The organism is Uliginosibacterium aquaticum (assembly GCF_012972705.2).
Taxonomy (GTDB): Bacteria; Pseudomonadota; Gammaproteobacteria; order Burkholderiales; family Rhodocyclaceae; genus Uliginosibacterium; species Uliginosibacterium aquaticum.
This window is the reverse complement of sequence record NZ_JABCSC020000003.1, coordinates 676,484-692,638: the sequence shown is the minus strand read 5'-3', so window position 1 is coordinate 692,638 and position 16,155 is coordinate 676,484. Positions and strand designations below refer to the sequence as shown.

Below are 16,155 nucleotides of genomic sequence, written 5' to 3'. Positions count from 1 at the left end.
GCAGGATAATCCCACCATGCAGATCCTCCGCACCTTCTTCTACCTGCTGCTCGCCATCAACATCGTGCTGACCCTGTTCAGCGGCCTCGGATTGGCAGGCGTCCAAGCGCCCTGGCAAGCCGGTGGTGAAGCCGAGCGCCTGAAGCGCCAACTCTCTGCCGAAAAGATCATTCTGCTCAACACCGGCCCGGCAGCCTCGCTCGCTTCCGCCTCACCGCAGCCTGTGCTTGTAAACGCCCCCGCTCCGGCAGCCGTCACCAGTAATCCGGATGCAGCAGCCTGCGTGGCATTGAAACACCTCGGGGCAGACGACGTGACCCAGATCACGACCATCGCCAGCCCGCTCGGCGAAGCCGTCAAACTCAAGGCCAGCGGTGTGCTGCCAAGCTCTTACTGGGTCAACATTCCGCCTGGTGGCGGCAAGGACGGCGCCGCCAGACGCGGAGAAATCCTCGCCAAGGCTGGCATTACTGATTACATCATTGTGCGTGAAGCAGGCCCCAACCAGTTCGCCATCTCGCTGGGCCTGTTCCGCAGTGAAGAGGCCGCGAAACGCCTGATCGAACAGCTGCAGAAGAAAAATGTGAAAACCGCGCGCATCACCGTACGCGACAACACCAACTTTGCGGCCAGGGTTGAAGTGCGCGGCAGCGCCGGCAAGGTTCTGCCGCTGGTGGAGGATCTCATGTCCCGCCTCAAGGAAGCGCAGCGTGAAGACTGCCAGCCAGGCTGAGCAAGCACACGCCTGCATCATCGGACTCACTGGCGGCATTGCCTGTGGCAAAAGCACTGTCTCGGAGCTTTTTACGGCTCACGGCGCCGGGCTCGTCGACACAGACCGGATTGCCCACCAACTCACAGCGCCCGGCGGAGCCGCCATGCCCGCTATCCTGGCCAGCTTCGGTACGGACATGCAGCGCCCGGATGGCGCACTGGACCGCGCCGCGATGCGAGCCCTGGTGTTTGCCGAACCATCTCGCCGCACCGAGCTCGAAGCCATTCTGCACCCCCTGATCCGCAGCACCAGCCTCGCGCAGCTGAAATCCTGCGCAGCCCCTTACGTGTTGCTGGCAGTCCCGCTTCTGGTAGAAACCGGCCACTATCTGCCGCTATGCCGGCGTGTTCTACTCATCGACTGTACGGAAGATATCCAGCTTCAGCGCGTCATGGCACGCAGCGGCCTGGCGGAAGCCGAGGCGCGCCGGATCATCGCCAGCCAGGCCACGCGCGCTGCGCGTCTTGCTGTCGCGGATGACGTTCTCGACAACTCAGGCCCACCTGCTGCACTTCCCGCGCAGGTTGCCAAGCTGCATGCGCACTATCTGCAGCTGGCAGCTCAGCCCAATCAGAATCCTTGATGATATGATGCGGGCACTCCAACGCCTGCAAAGCACACATCTTCCCGGTAGCGGCCAGCGGTGATCACCTACGAATACCCTCTCGGCGAACGCATCCGCACTCTGCTGCGGCTGGAAGACCTCTTCGACAAGGTCCTGCACTTCTCCCTTGCCGACGGCCCCTACGAACACCACACAGCCCTTCTGGCGTTATTCGAGATTCTCGACGTAGCCGGTCGTGCCGATCTGAAAGTTGATCTGGTTCAGGAGCTTGAGCGTCAGCGTCAGATCCTGCTCGCCTTCCGCGACAATCCACAGATTTCCGAAGAAGCCTTGTCCGGTGCACTCTATGAGATCGAGCAGGCCAGCAGTGCGCTGCTGGCCATGGCAGGCCGCATCGGTCAGTATCTGCGAGAATCAGAGTGGCTGATGGCGATTCGCTCGCGCACGGCCATCCCGGGAGGCGCTTGTGAATTCGACCTGCCCTCCTACCACTTCTGGCTCAACCGGGATTTCCATCTGCGCAGGCACGATCTGACAACCTGGCTCAATCCCATGCTGCCGATTCGCGACGGTCTCACCATCGTGCTACGCCTGCTGCGTGAAAGCGGTCGCTCCGAAAGCCAACTCGCCAAACGCGGCAGCTACCAGATCATGATGACCGGCCGTAGTGCCCAATTGGTCCGCGTACGTCTTGCGCGTGAAATCAGCGCCGTCCCAGAGATCAGTGCCAACAAATACGCGTTCAACATCCGCTTCGTGGCCCCGGATGTCATCTCCCGTCCGCGCCAGTCCGAAGCCGACATCCCCTTCGAGCTGACCTTCTGCAGTCTCTGAACAGCGCCAAGTAACGCGTATAAAAAAAGCCCGATCTCGATCGGGCTTTTTCCTAGCTTCTCCGGAATGTAAAAAGCCCAGTCCGAAGACTGGGCTTTTTACATATTTGGTAGGGGCAGTAGGATTCGAACCTACGACCAATTGATTAAGAGTCAACTGCTCTACCAACTGAGCTATACCCCCAAAATCTGCTTCGCTTCTACCTTTGATTGGTAGGCCGTGCGGGATTCGAACCTGCGACCAACGGATTAAAAGTCCGCTGCTCTACCAACTGAGCTAACGACCCGCCGAAAGCGAAGAATCAGAATTATAGAAACCTATTCAGGCCATGTCAAACGTTTTTTGCGCCAAAGTTTCAGGCGAGCCCCAGGCGCTGGCATAGCTCTCGGGTCAGAGCTGTCTGATTCAGCGTATAGAAGTGCAGGCTCGGTGCACCACCCGCAATCAGACGCTCGCACAGACCGGTGACCACATCCAGGCCGAAGGCACGCACGCTTTCAGCATCATCACCAAAACCTTCAAACTTGCGGCGCATCCACTGCGGGATTTCTGCACCACAGCTCTCTGAGAAACGAGCGAGTTTGCTGAAGCTGGCGATCGGCATGATGCCCGGCACGATGGGAATACGAACCCCCGCCTCTCGTGCCGCATCGCAGAAGGTGAAATAGGCATCTGCGTTGTAGAAATACTGGGTGATCGATGAATTGGCGCCAGCATTGACCTTGTTCACGAAAGCCTTGAGATCTGCCTCATAGCTGCGAGCCTGGGGATGAACCTCTGGATAGGAAGCAACCTCAAGGAAGAATTCTTCGCCGGTCTCCTTGCGGATGAATTCGACCAGTTCGTTGGCATAACGGAACTCGCCCGGGTCGGCCATGCCGGAAGGCAGATCTCCACGCAGCGCAACGATGCGTTTAACGCCCATTTCGCGGAATTCGGCGAGGTGATCGCGGATGCTGGCCTGGGTGGAGCCGATGCAGGAAAGATGTGGGGCGGCGTCGATGCCGGCAGCGCGGATCTCGCGCACGACTTCAAGGGTACGGTCACGCGTGGAGCCACCCGCACCGTAGGTCACGGAAATGAACTCCGGGCCCAACGCCGCCAGTTCGGTGCGCACGCCACGCAGCTTTTCCACACCTTCCGCCGTTGCCGGCGGGAAGAATTCGAGACTGAATTCAAGTTTCTTGCTCATGTTCTTTCCTCAGGCCTGCGCTTTGCGAGCGAAGACGAAAAATTCGCGATTGCCATCGCCGCCTGTGATCGGGCTATCGCACCAGTTCAGCACGTCCAATTCAGCGACCTGACAGGCCGAGCGGATGCGCGCTTCGACCGCCGGATACAACGCGGGGTCGCGCACGACGCCCCCCTTGCCGAGGGCTTGCGGCCCCAGTTCGAACTGAGGCTTGACCAGCGCCAGCGCGCGCCCATTTGCCGCCATCAGAGTCGGCCATTGCGGCAGCAGGAGCGTCAGCGAAATGAAGCTCGCATCGCAAACGATCAGATCAAAACCCGCTTCCGGCATGCTTTCGCCCAATTGGGCTGCATGCAAATCACGTGCATTCAGGCCCTCGATCGTGCTGCAGCGAGGCTCGCCATGCAAGCGTGGATGAAGCTGGCCATGGCCGACCTCGATGCCCAGCACACTGGCTGCGCCGGCTTGCAGCAAGCAATCCGTAAAGCCGCCGGTGCTCTGACCGAGATCCAGGCAATGCAAGCCAGTCACATCCAGCCCGACGCTGCTCAGCGCGCCAGCCAACTTGAGGCCGCCTCGCGACACATAGCGATCCGCCTCATCGGGCTCAATCAGGATTTCAGCCGTGCCCGGAATTGACTCGGATGCCTTGCGTACCACCTTCACGCTCCCCAGATCCTGCCAGCTCACCCGGCCGGCCCCGATCATGCGCTGCGCAGTCGTGCGAGACTCTGCCAGACCACGCTCAACCAGCAACTGGTCGGCGCGTGATGCGGTGCGCTCCGGTATTGCCGATTCAGCAAGCGGAGCCGTCTTGAGTCGCGAATGGCGGCCGTGAAAGGAATCCATGGGGCAGGCCCGCGCCGGCTTGCGCCGGCGTGGTTCAAGGTCGCTCAGTAACGGTAGTGATCAGCCTTGTACGGGCCTTCAACCGGCACGCCGATATAGGCGGCCTGATCGGGGCGCAGCACGGAGAGCTGGGCGTTGAGCGTCTTCAATTGCAGGCGCGCGACCTTCTCATCCAGATGCTTGGGCAGGGTGTACACGCCCACCGGGTATTCAGCGGTGCGCGTGAACAACTCGATCTGCGCGATGGTCTGGTTGGCGAAGCTTGATGACATCACGTAGCTCGGGTGGCCCGTGCCACAGCCCAGGTTCACCAAACGGCCTTTAGCCAGCAGGATGATGCGCTTGCCGTCCGGAAAGATGACGTGATCGACTTGCGGCTTGATCTCTTCCCACTGGTACTTCTCCAGCGAGGCGACATCGATTTCGTTGTCGAAGTGGCCGATGTTGCAGACGATGGCGTTGTTCTTCATCGCGGCCATGTTGTCATGGGTGATGACGTGGAAGTTGCCGGTGGTCGTCACGAAGATGTCGGCCTTGTCGGCAGCGTACTCCATGGTCACGACGCGATAGCCTTCCATGGCGGCTTGCAGGGCACAGATCGGGTCGATTTCGGTAACCCACACTTGTGCCGACAGCGCGCGCATGGCCTGAGCGCAGCCCTTGCCCACGTCGCCGTAGCCGACGATCACGGCGACCTTGCCGGCGATCATCACGTCGGTGGCGCGCTTGATGCCGTCCACCAGCGACTCGCGGCAGCCGTAGAGGTTGTCGAACTTGCTCTTGGTGACCGAGTCATTGACGTTAATCGCCGGGAACTTCAGGTCGCCGCGCGCATGCATCTGGTACAGGCGATGCACGCCGGTGGTTGTTTCTTCGGTCACGCCCTTGATGGCGGCCAGACGCACGGAGTACCAGCTCGGGTCGATTGCCAGCTTGGCCTTGATCGCGGCGAACAGGATGGTTTCTTCTTCGGAGCCTGGCTTGCTGATGACAGACAGATCCTTCTCGGCCTTGGCGCCCAGATGCAGCAGCAGGGTGGCGTCGCCGCCGTCATCCAGAATCATGTTCGAGTAGCCGCCGTCGGCCCATTCGAAGATGCGATGGGTGTAGTCCCAGTAGTCGACCAGCGTTTCGCCCTTGACTGCGAAGACCGGGATGTTCGCGGCGGCAATTGCGGCGGCGGCGTGATCCTGGGTCGAGAAGATGTTGCACGAGGCCCAGCGCACTTCGGCGCCGAGAGCGGTCAGCGTCTCGATCAGCACGGCGGTCTGGATGGTCATGTGCAGCGAGCCGGTGATGCGCGCGCCCTTGAGCGGCTGAGCCTTCGCGAACTCTTCGCGAATGGCCATCAAGCCCGGCATTTCGGTTTCGGCAATGAGGATCTCCTTGCGACCCCAGTCGGCCAGCTTGAGATCGGCAATCACGTAATCATTGAATTGAGCCACGATGTTCTCCATGAACAGGTGGCCGAGCGGGAGGGGAGCTTACAAAGGGGCTCACCGTCTTCCCGTGCCCGGCACGGTTGAACAGGTGAGCGCAGTTGAATCCTGCCGCGCTTGGCGCTGGCGAAACTCCGAGCCTGGGATCGTGGGTGGAAGCACCCAACGCTCTCGCAGCGCTCCTCGGAGAGTCCGGATTATAGGCAGGAAGTTTGGCCGGCGCCAGAAAGCCATGGCGCGGCCACATTCTCTGACAATACTCAGGCGCGTGACTTCAACCAGCGATAGAGCTCTGCCACCGGCATCGGCCGGCCATACAGATAACCCTGCGCCTCACGGCAGCCCAGGCGCCCAAGGATCTGGGCTTGGGCCTCGGTTTCCACGCCTTCCGCAATGACCTCCTTGCCCAGACGCTGGCCGATCTGGATCACCACGCCGGCAATACTCGCATCCGCCTCCTCCTCGCTGAGATCGTGAACGAACGCCTTGTCGATCTTCAGGCGATTGAATGCCAGCTGCTTGAGCTGCGCGAGACAGGAATAGCCAGTACCGAAATCATCCACAGCCAGTTGCACCCCCATCGTACGCAAAGCTTCCAGTGCCTCGCGCACATAGGCGGAATCTTCCATCGCAATCGATTCGGTGATTTCGAGTTCCAGATAATGCGCATCCATACCGCTGGCACCGACGATCTGGCGCAATTCACTGAGAAATGACGGATTGCGGAACTGGACCGCCGACACGTTGACCGCCATGCGCACACCGGCATGCCCTTCGGCGTGCAGACGGGCCAGCAAAGAGCAGGCTTCACGCAGCACGAAAAAACCTAGCTCGCGAATCAGGCCGGACTGCTCAGCCACCGGGATGAAGCGATCCGGCGGAATCACGCTGCCATCCTCTGTACGCCAGCGCATCAGGGCTTCCAGACCGATCAGGCGCTGGTCCTCCAGTGACACCTGAGGCTGAAACACCACATATAGCCCGTCGCCCTGCAGGGCATGGCGCAAACCATTGAGCAGGCGCACCCGCTCATGGGTCTGCGAGGTGAGTGCCGGGTCATACCAGGCGAGTTGGCCACGCTGATAGGTCTTGGCATAACGCAGGGCCTGGAAAGCGGCTTCAAGCAACTCCCCTCCCGCCTGCGCCTCTACGTCTCCCAGGCGGGTAAAGCCGACCGTAACGGAGACCATGCTTTCCTCGCCCCCCACAGTGAACGGCTCCGCAAACAGGGGCAACACGAATTCCGGCGTGATGCGGCGCTCGGCCCCCAGCACGGCAAAGATGTCCGCCGAGATGCGCGCCACCATGACTTCGGGGGTGGCGGAGGTACGCAGGCGCGCCGTAATGCCGCGCAGCAGTTCATCGCCGAAAGCGTGGCCGAGGGTTTCGTTGATCTCGCCGAAGGCATCGATATCGATCAGGGCCAGCGAGAGGCCAGAAGTCTGGCCTGCGACCAGGCAGCGCCCCAGCTCCTCACCGAGCGCGCGCCGGTTCGGCAACCCGGAGAGGCGGTCGTGATAAGCGTCGTGCTGCAGTTGGTGCAGCAGGCTGCGGTTGTCCAGGCAGGAAGCAAAGTGCCCGGCAAAGACATCGATCACTCCGGGGTCAACCGATTCCGGGTCCGGCACCTGAAGATCCAGGTAGAGGCACAACACTGCGCCAGGATGGCTCCGGATGCACAAAGCTGCGCCCCGAGCGCCCCAGGCAACGCCGTGCCCGCTCAAACTTTGCAGGCAACAGGCCAAGGCTTCAGCCGCCTCGCTGGCATTCAGGGAGCGCCCGGCACGGCCAGCGTGCTGACCCTCGGCCACCAGCAAGGGCTGCAGGCTCAGGCTATCGGGCCGGGTTGCCGTCAGTGCGAAACCAGACAAGCCGGTATCGAGCAATTGGGCAAAATGGGCCAGCACGCCACGCGCAAAGGCCGCTTCATCCACCTGCATCATCAGCTCGTCACCGGCTTCAATAATGCGCCGCAGTTGCTCGCGCCCCTGGGCAATTGCACGGATCTGGCGATAGGTACGAATGGCCGAGGACAGGCAGGTATACACATGGCCGCGCGTCAGTTGGGCCTTGGTCCGGTAATCGTTGATGTCGTATTCGCGGATCGCGGTGATTTCTGGCGCGAAGCCCGGCTGGCCTGTGTGCAGGATGATGCGGGTGTCGTTCAGCCCTAGCTCGTTACGGATCACGCGCACAAGTTCAAGGCCGGCCTGCTCATGCTCCATCACCACGTCAAGCATGATCACTGCCACATCACGCTCACGCTCGAGGATTTCACGTGCTTCGCGGGCGGTATAGGCGTGCAGCCACTCGATGCGCCCTTCGAGCACCGGCAGGTTATTCATGGCGAAAGCAAGGGACTGATGGACGCCCTCGTCGTCGTCCACAATCAGGCAGCGCCAGCTTTTCAGGCGCCTGGGTACTTCCCCGGCAGTGTCATCCTCAGCGAACAGGAGTGGTCCTTCCATTCCTGTCTGGTTTTCTTGCACGCAAGCACTCCTCCAGCGGCAGCTGGCCGCCCTTCAGGATGGGTCTACGACTAATGGCGTAAATTCTGAAGCCGCAAGCCGACATGCGCAATCGGCATCAGCCCCAACCAAACGCCATGAAGTATATAGCCACCCATTAACACTTTAGTAGCAAAGGGGCTCGTCAGCACAAGCATCACAACAGTGACTCTATCGGCAGCAGCCCCAGCAGCCAGACGCTGAAGCGGCGCAGTGAGCTCGCCTGTGGCTCACGTGTGTGACGCACCTCACCCGCCGGAGTCTGCTCCACCCATACGAGCCCTTTGCCGTCTGCCGCCAGTTCGAGCCGCCAGGCCACGGCGTCCAGTTCATCCTCCAACTCGCTTGAGAGCTCCTCGGCCATGGCCGGGCTCTCGCACAGCAGTCCGATCTCGGTATTGAGTTTCACCGAGCGCGGATCCAGATTCAGCGAGCCGATGAACACCGAGCTCCGATCAAAAACGAAGGTCTTGGCGTGCAGCGAAGCGCGTGAAGAACCTAGATACATGTGGGTGTGCTTGCGCTCACCGTCCGGGTCCGATTCCGGGCGCATTTCGTACAGGCGCACGCCGGCAGCCAGCAGTTCCTTGCGATAGCGTTCATAGCCGGAGTGCACCGCAGCCACATCGCTAGCCGCCAGCGAATTGGTCAGTACGGTCACCCGTATGCCACGCGCAGTGAGGCCTCGAAACCACTCCAGTCCGGCCTTGCCCGGCACAAAGTAGGGCGATACGAGCAAGACTTCTTCTGCAGGCTGAACCAACGAATAGCCAAACTGGGTGATCAGGGTGCCAGCCATGTTGCCCGGCGGGCGGCTGATCTTGGCAGGATCATCCTGCAGAACGCGCGCATCACCGCGGTGAAAAGTGATCGATGCATCGCCAAACCAGGTCGCCAGAATGCTGCTGCCAAGCTGCGCATAGGGACTATCGCGCTGTGTGCTCAGAAAGCCAGTCAGATCACGGCGCAGGGCATCGAGTTCATTAGGGCCCGCCACGTCGTTCAGAAGATCCTCGATCGGAATAGCGGCCGGAGAATCCCAGTACCGCTGAAAGGAGTCCTGTAATTCCGACAGCACTGGGCCAAAGGTCAGCACATCAAGATCACCGAAGGCAATCTCGTTCGAGGCCCCGAAATACTCATCACCAATATTGCGCCCACCCACGATGGCCATCTTACGATCAGCCAGGAAAGCCTTGTTATGCATGCGCCGGTTGATGCGCGAGAAGTCCTGCACCATGCCCAGGGTACGGAAGGAGCGTGAGCTGACGGGGTTGAACAGGCGGATTTCCACCAGTGGATGCGCATCCAGCGCCAGCAATAGTTTGTCATTGGCGCTGCTCCCCACATCGTCCAGCAGCACGCGAACCCTTACACCCCGATCGGCAGCTTCGAGCAATGCCTGGGTCAACAGTCGCCCCGTAAGGTCATCGCGCCAGATGTAGTACTGCAGGTCCAGCGAGCGTCCGGCGGTGCGGGCCAGCATCAGGCGGGCCAGCAGAGCCTCGACACTCTCGGGGAGCAAACGGAAGGCATTCAGTTGTGGGCTCGTACCCAGTTCCTGTTCCGCCAATTGCTCCAGCCGAGTTGGATCGTTGGGCTCCGGCAAGGGCAGTTCGCTACGCGCAGGATCGCGGCGCGGCGTGGCACAAGCACCAATGAGCAACACGCACGCCAGCAGCACACCACGCAAGAACTTCATTGCGCGCCACCTAGCTTCAGCTCGGAACAAGGGGCGGCGGCCCGTATTGCATAGCACAGAAGCATCAGACGCAAGGCGAGTCGGGCAGATCCAGGCATGAGAACTCTCCGATGGCCGGGCGCGGCGGCAGCCGCCCCTGCGGGCAAAAAATACGAATCTGATCCATGCTATGTTCCCACGGATCGTAGCGCCATACGCCGGCCATCAAGGCATTCAACGATGCGCCAGCGCTTCCCGTTTCTCACTCTGACCACAAGGATCGTCACATGCGCGCACTCTGCACTCTCTCCCTGCTCACCGTTAGCCTCTTCGCCACGCCGATCTTCGCTGCCGAGCCGGCAGCAGCCAGTGTGCCTGGTGGCGGCATGGCGGTTTCTGCCAAGTTCGAAGCAACGGTGGTCACCGTCAACCTGAAATCCCGCAAGGTGACCCTGCGCAGCAAAGATGGCGAGACTTTCGATTTGGTCGCGGGTGCGGAAGCCCGTAACCTGGACAATCTGCGCGCAGGTGATCAAGTCAGTGCCGAGTACTTTGAAGCCATTGCCATGCAGCTCAAGAAAGTCAAAGGCGAAGCCCACACCACGGCAGGAGCCATGGTCGGCCGTACCCCCAAGGGCAAGAAGCCAGGCGCCCTGTTCGAACGCGAAGTGCAGTTCGTGGCAGACGTGATTGCCGTGGATAGCGTCAAGAAACTCGTGACTGTAAAGGGCGCCGCTGGTCGCATCGTGGAACTCAAGGTGGAAGATCCGGCCAAGCTGGCGGAAGTGAAGGTCGGTGATCAGGTCGAAGGCGTGTTCAGCCAGGCCTTGGCCATCACCGTCACGGCGCAGGCAGCCCCTAAAACCAAGAAGTAATTCGCCTCGCAGCAGAACGCGAAAAAAGCGCCCGCGGGCGCTCTTTTTCGTCGACGTGACGTCCCCTCAGGGGCTGAGCGGATAAACCGACGACAGCAGCAGTTGGCTGCTCTTGATCGCCTCGCGCGCCTCGGCCTCACTCACCTCTCGCAACGAACTGCGGTAGTTCATGGGCGATTCGATCGCCTCCAGCAGCACGAAGTAATTACGCCCGGCCAGCACATTCAACTCCAGAATCGTCTCGCGCTCACGCTTGGCCTGCAGGCGATAAGTACCCGGAGAGACTTCAAGCGGCAGATAACTGCGGCCCATGAGCGTGCCGACTGCGACACCATTCACCCGCAACTCTTCGCTGAGACTACTGAGATTGCGATATACATAGATCCGGGCGCGGGCCGGATGCACTGCAAAGGTTTTGGCCTGTGCATCCATCTGCGGGGTGCCGGCCACAGGAATCTGCGGCGTGGAACAGGCAAGCAGCAAAAGCCCGGATACCAACAAAGCACTCAGATGCTTGATCTTCATGATCGCCCTCCAGAAAGCTGAAAGGCGGCCGCAGCCGCCCTTGATGCTCGCGCCTTGAGTTGTGCTTACTGCGCTGCCACACGCTGGCGAATATGCGCCAACGCTTCTTCAACCTGATCGATCAGGATCAGGCACAGATCGCCCGGCTGAAGCAGTTCCAAAGCCCGGTCGATAGCGATGAACTCACCATTGATTTCCTCAACCACGGCAGTACGCACAGCCCCCTTGAGCCCTTCGCGCAAGAGGCCGATCACTTCACCATCGGCACGACCGCGCTGACAGGCATCCTGGTACAGGATCACACCATCAAACGCAGCGCCGAGGATTTCGGTTTGCTGACGAATATCTTCATCGCGGCGATCCCCAGCGCCCGAGATCACTACCGAGCGACGCTTGGCCGGCATGGCCTCGACTGCCTTGACCAGCGCCAGCATGGCGTCCGGGTTATGCCCGTAGTCAGCAATAATGGTTGCACCCTTGTAATCGAAGACGTTGAAACGCCCTGGCGCGTTATCGCTATCGGCCACGAAACTGGCCAGACCCGCGCGGATCACATCCCACTCAAGACCGACGCCCCAAGCCGCTGCCACCGACGCCATCACGTTCTCAACCTGAAAGCTGATCGTGCCATCACGCGTGATCGGCACGCCGGCCAACGAGATGCGCTGTGATTTCTTGCCTTCGGTACACACGATGGCGTCGTTCTCGACATAAACCACGCGCTTGCCCTGAGCACGATGGGTGGCCATCACCGGGTTATTGCGATCCGCGGCGAAGTAAATGATCTGGCCCGGGCAATTGGCAGCCATGCCGGCCACGATCGGGTCAGCAGCATTGAGCACGGCGTAACCGTTGTCAGCCACGTTCTGCACGATCACGCGCTTGAGCACGGCCAGATCATCCAGGGTGGTGATGTAGTTCAGCCCGAGGTGATCGCCCATGCCGATGTTGGTGACGACTGCCACCTTGCAACGATCAAAAGCAAGGCCTTCGCGCAGCAAGCCGCCGCGCGCGGTTTCAAACACGGCGGCATCAACATCCGGATGCATCAGCACGCTGCGCGCACTACGCGGACCGGAGCAATCACCGCTGTCGATCTGCTTGCCCTGCACATACACGCCATCAGTATTGGTCATGCCGGTACGCAGACCACTCTTGATCAGCAGGTGAGCGATCAGGCGCACGGTGGTGGTCTTACCGTTTGTGCCGGTCACCGCTACCACCGGAATGCGGCCGTCATCGCCCGGTGTAAACATGGTGGAGATCACCGCCTCGCCCACGTTACGGCCCTTGCCGTAAGAGGGCGACAGGTGCATACGCAGGCCCGGCGCGGCATTCACTTCGACGATACCGCCAGACTGCTCTTCGAGCGGCCGCAGCACGCTATCGCACACCACATCCACACCGCAGATATCGAGGCCAACCATCTGCGCGGCGGCCACCGCGCGCGCGGCCATGTCCGGATGTACATCATCGGTCACATCGGTAGCCGAGCCGCCGGTAGACAGATTGGCGTTGTTGCGCAGGATCACCCGCTGGCCCTTGGCTGGGATGCTTTCAGCATTGAGCCCTTGGTCGGCGAGCTTGGACAGTGCAATGTCATCAAAACGGATCTTGGTCAGCGAGGTGGCATGGCCGGTGCCGCGACGCGGATCCTTGTTCACCTCTTCAACCAACTGACGCACTGTGTGCGTGCCATCGCCAATCACCAGCGGCGGCTCGCGACGAGCGGCGGCAACCAGCTTGTCGCCCACCACCAGCATGCGGAAATCATGGCCAGGCAGGTACTTCTCGACCAGCACTTCATCGCTGATTTCGTTGGCCGCGCGATAGCCGATCTCGAACTGTTCGCGGGTGGTGATGTTCACCGCCACACCCTTACCCTGATTGCCGTCCTGCGGCTTTACTACCACCGGGAAGCCGATCTCGTTTGCCGCAAGCCAGGCGTCTTCCAGGCCAGTGGCCGGGCGTCCCTTGGGCACTGGCACGCCGGCAGCTTCAAGCAGCTTCTTGGTGAGATCCTTGTCCTGCGCAATGGATTCCGCGATCGCACTGGTGGAATCGATCTCGGCCGCCTGGATGCGACGCTGCTTGCTGCCCCAGCCGAACTGCACCAGGCTGCCGGTCGTGAGGCGGCGGAAGGGGATGTTGTGGGCCACAGCGGCATACACGATGGAGCCGGTGGAGGGGCCAAGGCGCTCGTCTTCATCCAGCTCGCGCAACTCGGCCAGCGCGGCTTCCACATCGAACTCGCCGCCGTGCGCAGCGGCATGCACGAGCTGCTGGGCCAGTTCGAACGCACGCTTGCCGACCGCCTCCTCACTGTACTCCGCTACAACCAAGTACACCCCGATCTCGGTCGTAGTGGTGGTACGGCTAAAGGTTACCGGGCAGCCAGCCTGAGCCTGCAAACCAAGCGCAGCGAACTCCAGGGCATGAGCCATGGATTGGGTTTCACCGTGATCGGTGGAACGGATCTCGCCGATCTGCGGAAACAGCTCGCGCAGGCGGGCATCGAAACCGGGCAGGTCTGCCAGCGAACGCTCGCCGGACTCACAGGTCACGATGGCTTCGATGGCGGTGTGACGGCTCCACAGATTGGGGCCACGCAGCGCGCGGATGCGGGAAACTTCCATTGAACGTATTCCTGTTGTTTCCGGCCTCAGCGGGCCAGGCTGGCTTCGAAGCTCTCGATGCCGCTATTGATCAGATCCGGCGAAATACCCAGCGCCCAAGCGGCGGCCACTGCCGCCAGTTCGGCCCCAAGCGCTCGGCCGGCCGGCAAATCGCTGGCTTGCACCTGACGCTTGTCACCACTGGCTAGCACCAGCTGGCCAGCCTCGGCATACACCGCGCGGCCGCCTGTGGCCAGATGCGCGGCCAGTGCGGGCGCCGTGCCACTGCTGGCGTAGAACACCACCTCGCCATCGCACAGCTCGGCCAGTCCGGCCACTTCAGGGTCATCGGCATTGAGCACGGCAGCGCCAGATTCGCTCACCACGTCGACCTGGGTACGCAGCACATTGCGCACCTGCTCCAGCTCACGCACATCGAAAGCTTCCAGCTCGGGCAGCACGCGGATGCTGGTCAGCACCCCCACATCACAACGGTCGTAAGGCAGGCCTTCGCTGAGGATGTTGGCCGCAGGCGTCTCAAACACCGCCGCATCGACCTGGCGATTCATCAGCAGGCGCTGACCTGCGGCGAAATTGGCGCTATCGCAACGCTCGACGGCACGCTGATCGAGGAACAAGCCCTCACGGCAGGCGAGGCCGGCATGGTAGCCCCCCACATGGAGCAGCCAGCCGAGCAGACGGGCGATGCGGGTACTGTCGTCGCACCCCGCAACCCCCACCACCGGAATGCGGCCATCATTACCCTCGCCCGGGAACAGGTGGGCCACGATGGCTTCCCCCACCGGGCGCGGCTGACCCTGGGCCGGCTTCAGATGCATCAGCAAGCTGGGGCCTGCATTCACTTCAACGATCGCACCACCGGTTTTCTCCAGCGGCAGCGATACATCTTCGGTCACCAGATCAATGCCGGCGATATCCAGCCCGACGATGCGCGCGGCCAGCGAGGCGGCGGCGGCGACTTCGGGGTGAACTTCGTCGGTGCAATCAATCGACACATTGCCGTTGCGTTGCACAGTGAGTTTGCGCCCGGCTGCCAGCACCGATTCGGCAGTGCAGCCCTGGCGCTCGATCAGGAGCTGCATGGTGCGGTCGGAATCGATCTTGATGGTTTCGAGCGGGAACTCCTCGGCTTCGCCGCGCCGCGGATCGGTATTGAGCTGGCTGTCAATCAGTTCGCGCACGCTCGACTTGCCGTCGCCGGTCACGAAAATATTCTCGCCGCGCCCGGCCGCCACCAGCTTGCCGCCCACTACCAGCAGGCGGTGTTCGTTGCCACGGATGAAGCGCTCGACGATCACGTCACTGCCTTCGGCATCCGCCACCGGGAAGGCGGCTTTCACCTCGTCCTCGGTCATCAGCTCGAGCGACACGCCGCGCCCATGATTGGCGTCTGAAGGCTTCACGACCACTGGCAGGCCGATGTCCTGCGCAGCCTCCCAGGCTTCCTCAGGGCTATTCACGATCTGGCCTTCCGGCACCGAAACACCGCAAGGCACCAGCAGGCTCTTGGTCAGATCCTTGTCGCTGGCAATGCTTTCGGCGATCGCGCTGGTACGGTCGGTTTCGGCCGTCCAAACGCGGCGCTGGCGGCAGCCCCAGCCAAGCTGGACCAGATTGCCATCAGTCAGGCGGATCGATGGAATGCTGGCATCGGTGGCAGCATCCACAATGCAAGCCGTGGAGGGGCCGAGGCACAGGGAGTCGGCCAGATCATGCAGACGGGCGATGTTTCCGGGCACATCGAAGGGCTTGTCCTCAATCGCTGCCATCACCAGATCGCGTGCCGCTTCGAGGCAGGCAATGGTCACATCCTTCTGGCGCGAGCGCACCACCACTTTGTAAACGCCGCGCTGCGAGGTGCTGCGCGCCTTGCCAAAGCTGGTGCGCTGGCCCGCCTGGGTCTGCAACTCGAGGGTGACGTGTTCGAGGATGTGCGCAGGCCAGGTGCCCTCCTGCACGCGGCGCAGGAAGCCGCCGCGCTCGCCGTAGCTGCACTTGTGCTCGATCAGCCCAGGCAGCCAGGCCGACAGGCGCTCGTAAAAACCGGGAATCGTGTTGGAGGGGCAGTCTTCGAGATCGCCAATATCGACGAGGGCCTCGACGGCCGGGCGGTAGGTCCAGATATTGGGGCCGCGCAAATATTGCACGCCGAGGATGCGGATGTCTTTGCTCATGTCAGCCATGTAGTGGGCGGGTGCCTGCCGGCTTCCGCCAATGCCCGGTAAACGACGCAGGCAGCGAAAGGTTTACGAACGGGCACGAAGTACACCCGGCCGG

The 16,155-nt window shown here is 61.5% G+C and carries 12 protein-coding genes, 2 tRNA genes and 1 riboswitch; of the genes, 4 read left to right on the top strand and 10 right to left on the bottom strand.

The window, feature by feature from the left end; genetic code table 11:
• The first annotated feature begins 16 nt into the window (after positions 1-16).
• From HJ583_RS14590 to zapD, 3 genes are read left to right on the top strand one after another with little or no spacing between them, the layout of a single operon-like run.
• Positions 17-733, top strand: a complete 717-nt coding sequence (locus tag HJ583_RS14590) for an SPOR domain-containing protein (RefSeq protein WP_170022572.1) — start codon at positions 17-19, stop codon at positions 731-733.
• Positions 711-1,358 carry a dephospho-CoA kinase gene (coaE, locus tag HJ583_RS14585; protein WP_328824902.1) on the top strand — a complete coding sequence of 216 codons (648 nt, stop codon included), beginning with the start codon at positions 711-713 and terminating at the stop codon, positions 1,356-1,358. Before HJ583_RS14590 ends, coaE begins: the two co-directional genes overlap by 23 nt.
• A gap of 60 nt (positions 1,359-1,418) precedes the next feature.
• Positions 1,419-2,174: a cell division protein ZapD gene (zapD, locus tag HJ583_RS14580; RefSeq protein ID WP_170022571.1), complete on the top strand. Its 756-nt coding sequence runs from the start codon at positions 1,419-1,421 to the stop codon at positions 2,172-2,174.
• A gap of 107 nt (positions 2,175-2,281) precedes the next feature.
• Here zapD and HJ583_RS14575 read toward each other — a convergent pair.
• The 7 genes from HJ583_RS14575 to HJ583_RS14545 form a co-directional block, all read right to left on the bottom strand.
• Positions 2,282-2,357, bottom strand: a tRNA-Lys gene (locus HJ583_RS14575).
• Between the two features lie 27 nt (positions 2,358-2,384).
• Positions 2,385-2,460 (bottom strand) — tRNA-Lys (locus HJ583_RS14570).
• Positions 2,461-2,529: 69 nt separating this feature from the next.
• Entirely contained in the window at positions 2,530-3,366 is an 837-nt protein-coding gene (gene metF / locus HJ583_RS14565; protein ID WP_170022570.1) for a methylenetetrahydrofolate reductase [NAD(P)H], read from the bottom strand.
• 9 nt (positions 3,367-3,375) lie between these two features.
• Entirely contained in the window at positions 3,376-4,215 is an 840-nt protein-coding gene (locus tag HJ583_RS14560) for a TlyA family RNA methyltransferase (protein ID WP_170022569.1), read from the bottom strand.
• A gap of 44 nt (positions 4,216-4,259) precedes the next feature.
• Positions 4,260-5,672, bottom strand: coding sequence for an adenosylhomocysteinase (gene ahcY / locus HJ583_RS14555; protein WP_170022568.1), 1,413 nt, complete (start codon positions 5,670-5,672; stop codon positions 4,260-4,262).
• Between the two features lie 68 nt (positions 5,673-5,740).
• Positions 5,741-5,845: riboswitch (S-adenosyl-L-homocysteine riboswitch) on the bottom strand.
• A gap of 69 nt (positions 5,846-5,914) precedes the next feature.
• Positions 5,915-8,122 (bottom strand): EAL domain-containing response regulator, encoded by a 2,208-nt coding sequence (locus HJ583_RS14550; protein ID WP_170022567.1) that lies wholly within the window; start codon positions 8,120-8,122, stop codon positions 5,915-5,917.
• Between the two features lie 196 nt (positions 8,123-8,318).
• Positions 8,319-9,863 carry a phospholipase D family protein gene (locus tag HJ583_RS14545; protein WP_170022566.1) on the bottom strand — a complete coding sequence of 515 codons (1,545 nt, stop codon included), beginning with the start codon at positions 9,861-9,863 and terminating at the stop codon, positions 8,319-8,321.
• A gap of 266 nt (positions 9,864-10,129) precedes the next feature.
• Between HJ583_RS14545 and HJ583_RS14540 the strand changes: the two genes are divergently transcribed.
• Positions 10,130-10,717 (top strand): hypothetical protein, encoded by a 588-nt coding sequence (locus HJ583_RS14540; RefSeq protein WP_170022565.1) that lies wholly within the window; start codon positions 10,130-10,132, stop codon positions 10,715-10,717.
• A gap of 66 nt (positions 10,718-10,783) precedes the next feature.
• Here HJ583_RS14540 and HJ583_RS14535 read toward each other — a convergent pair whose 3' ends face one another.
• From HJ583_RS14535 to HJ583_RS14525, 3 genes are all read right to left on the bottom strand, one after another.
• Positions 10,784-11,242 (bottom strand): DUF2846 domain-containing protein, encoded by a 459-nt coding sequence (locus tag HJ583_RS14535; protein ID WP_170022564.1) that lies wholly within the window; start codon positions 11,240-11,242, stop codon positions 10,784-10,786.
• Positions 11,243-11,307: 65 nt separating this feature from the next.
• Positions 11,308-13,878 carry a cyanophycin synthetase gene (gene cphA, locus HJ583_RS14530; protein WP_170022563.1) on the bottom strand — a complete coding sequence of 857 codons (2,571 nt, stop codon included), beginning with the start codon at positions 13,876-13,878 and terminating at the stop codon, positions 11,308-11,310.
• Positions 13,879-13,904: 26 nt separating this feature from the next.
• On the bottom strand, positions 13,905-16,052 hold the full coding sequence (locus tag HJ583_RS14525) for a cyanophycin synthetase (protein WP_217423425.1): 2,148 nt from the start codon (positions 16,050-16,052) through the stop codon (positions 13,905-13,907).
• Between the last annotated feature and the right edge of the window lie 103 nt (positions 16,053-16,155).

Bases quoted from the DNA above. Each gene is read 5' to 3' on its own strand.
- HJ583_RS14590 (WP_170022572.1), top strand. From the start codon at position 17: ATGCAGATCCTCCGCACCTTCTTCTACCTGCTGCTCGCCATCAACATC.
- metF (WP_170022570.1), bottom strand. From the start codon at position 3,366: ATGAGCAAGAAACTTGAATTCAGTCTCGAATTCTTCCCGCCGGCAACG.
- HJ583_RS14560 (WP_170022569.1), bottom strand. From the start codon at position 4,215: ATGGATTCCTTTCACGGCCGCCATTCGCGACTCAAGACGGCTCCGCTT.
- ahcY (WP_170022568.1), bottom strand. From the start codon at position 5,672: ATGGAGAACATCGTGGCTCAATTCAATGATTACGTGATTGCCGATCTC.
- HJ583_RS14550 (WP_170022567.1), bottom strand. From the start codon at position 8,122: ATGGAAGGACCACTCCTGTTCGCTGAGGATGACACTGCCGGGGAAGTA.
- HJ583_RS14545 (WP_170022566.1), bottom strand. From the start codon at position 9,863: ATGAAGTTCTTGCGTGGTGTGCTGCTGGCGTGCGTGTTGCTCATTGGT.
- HJ583_RS14540 (WP_170022565.1), top strand. From the start codon at position 10,130: ATGCGCGCACTCTGCACTCTCTCCCTGCTCACCGTTAGCCTCTTCGCC.
- HJ583_RS14535 (WP_170022564.1), bottom strand. From the start codon at position 11,242: ATGAAGATCAAGCATCTGAGTGCTTTGTTGGTATCCGGGCTTTTGCTG.
- cphA (WP_170022563.1), bottom strand. From the start codon at position 13,878: ATGGAAGTTTCCCGCATCCGCGCGCTGCGTGGCCCCAATCTGTGGAGC.
- HJ583_RS14525 (WP_217423425.1), bottom strand. From the start codon at position 16,052: ATGAGCAAAGACATCCGCATCCTCGGCGTGCAATATTTGCGCGGCCCC.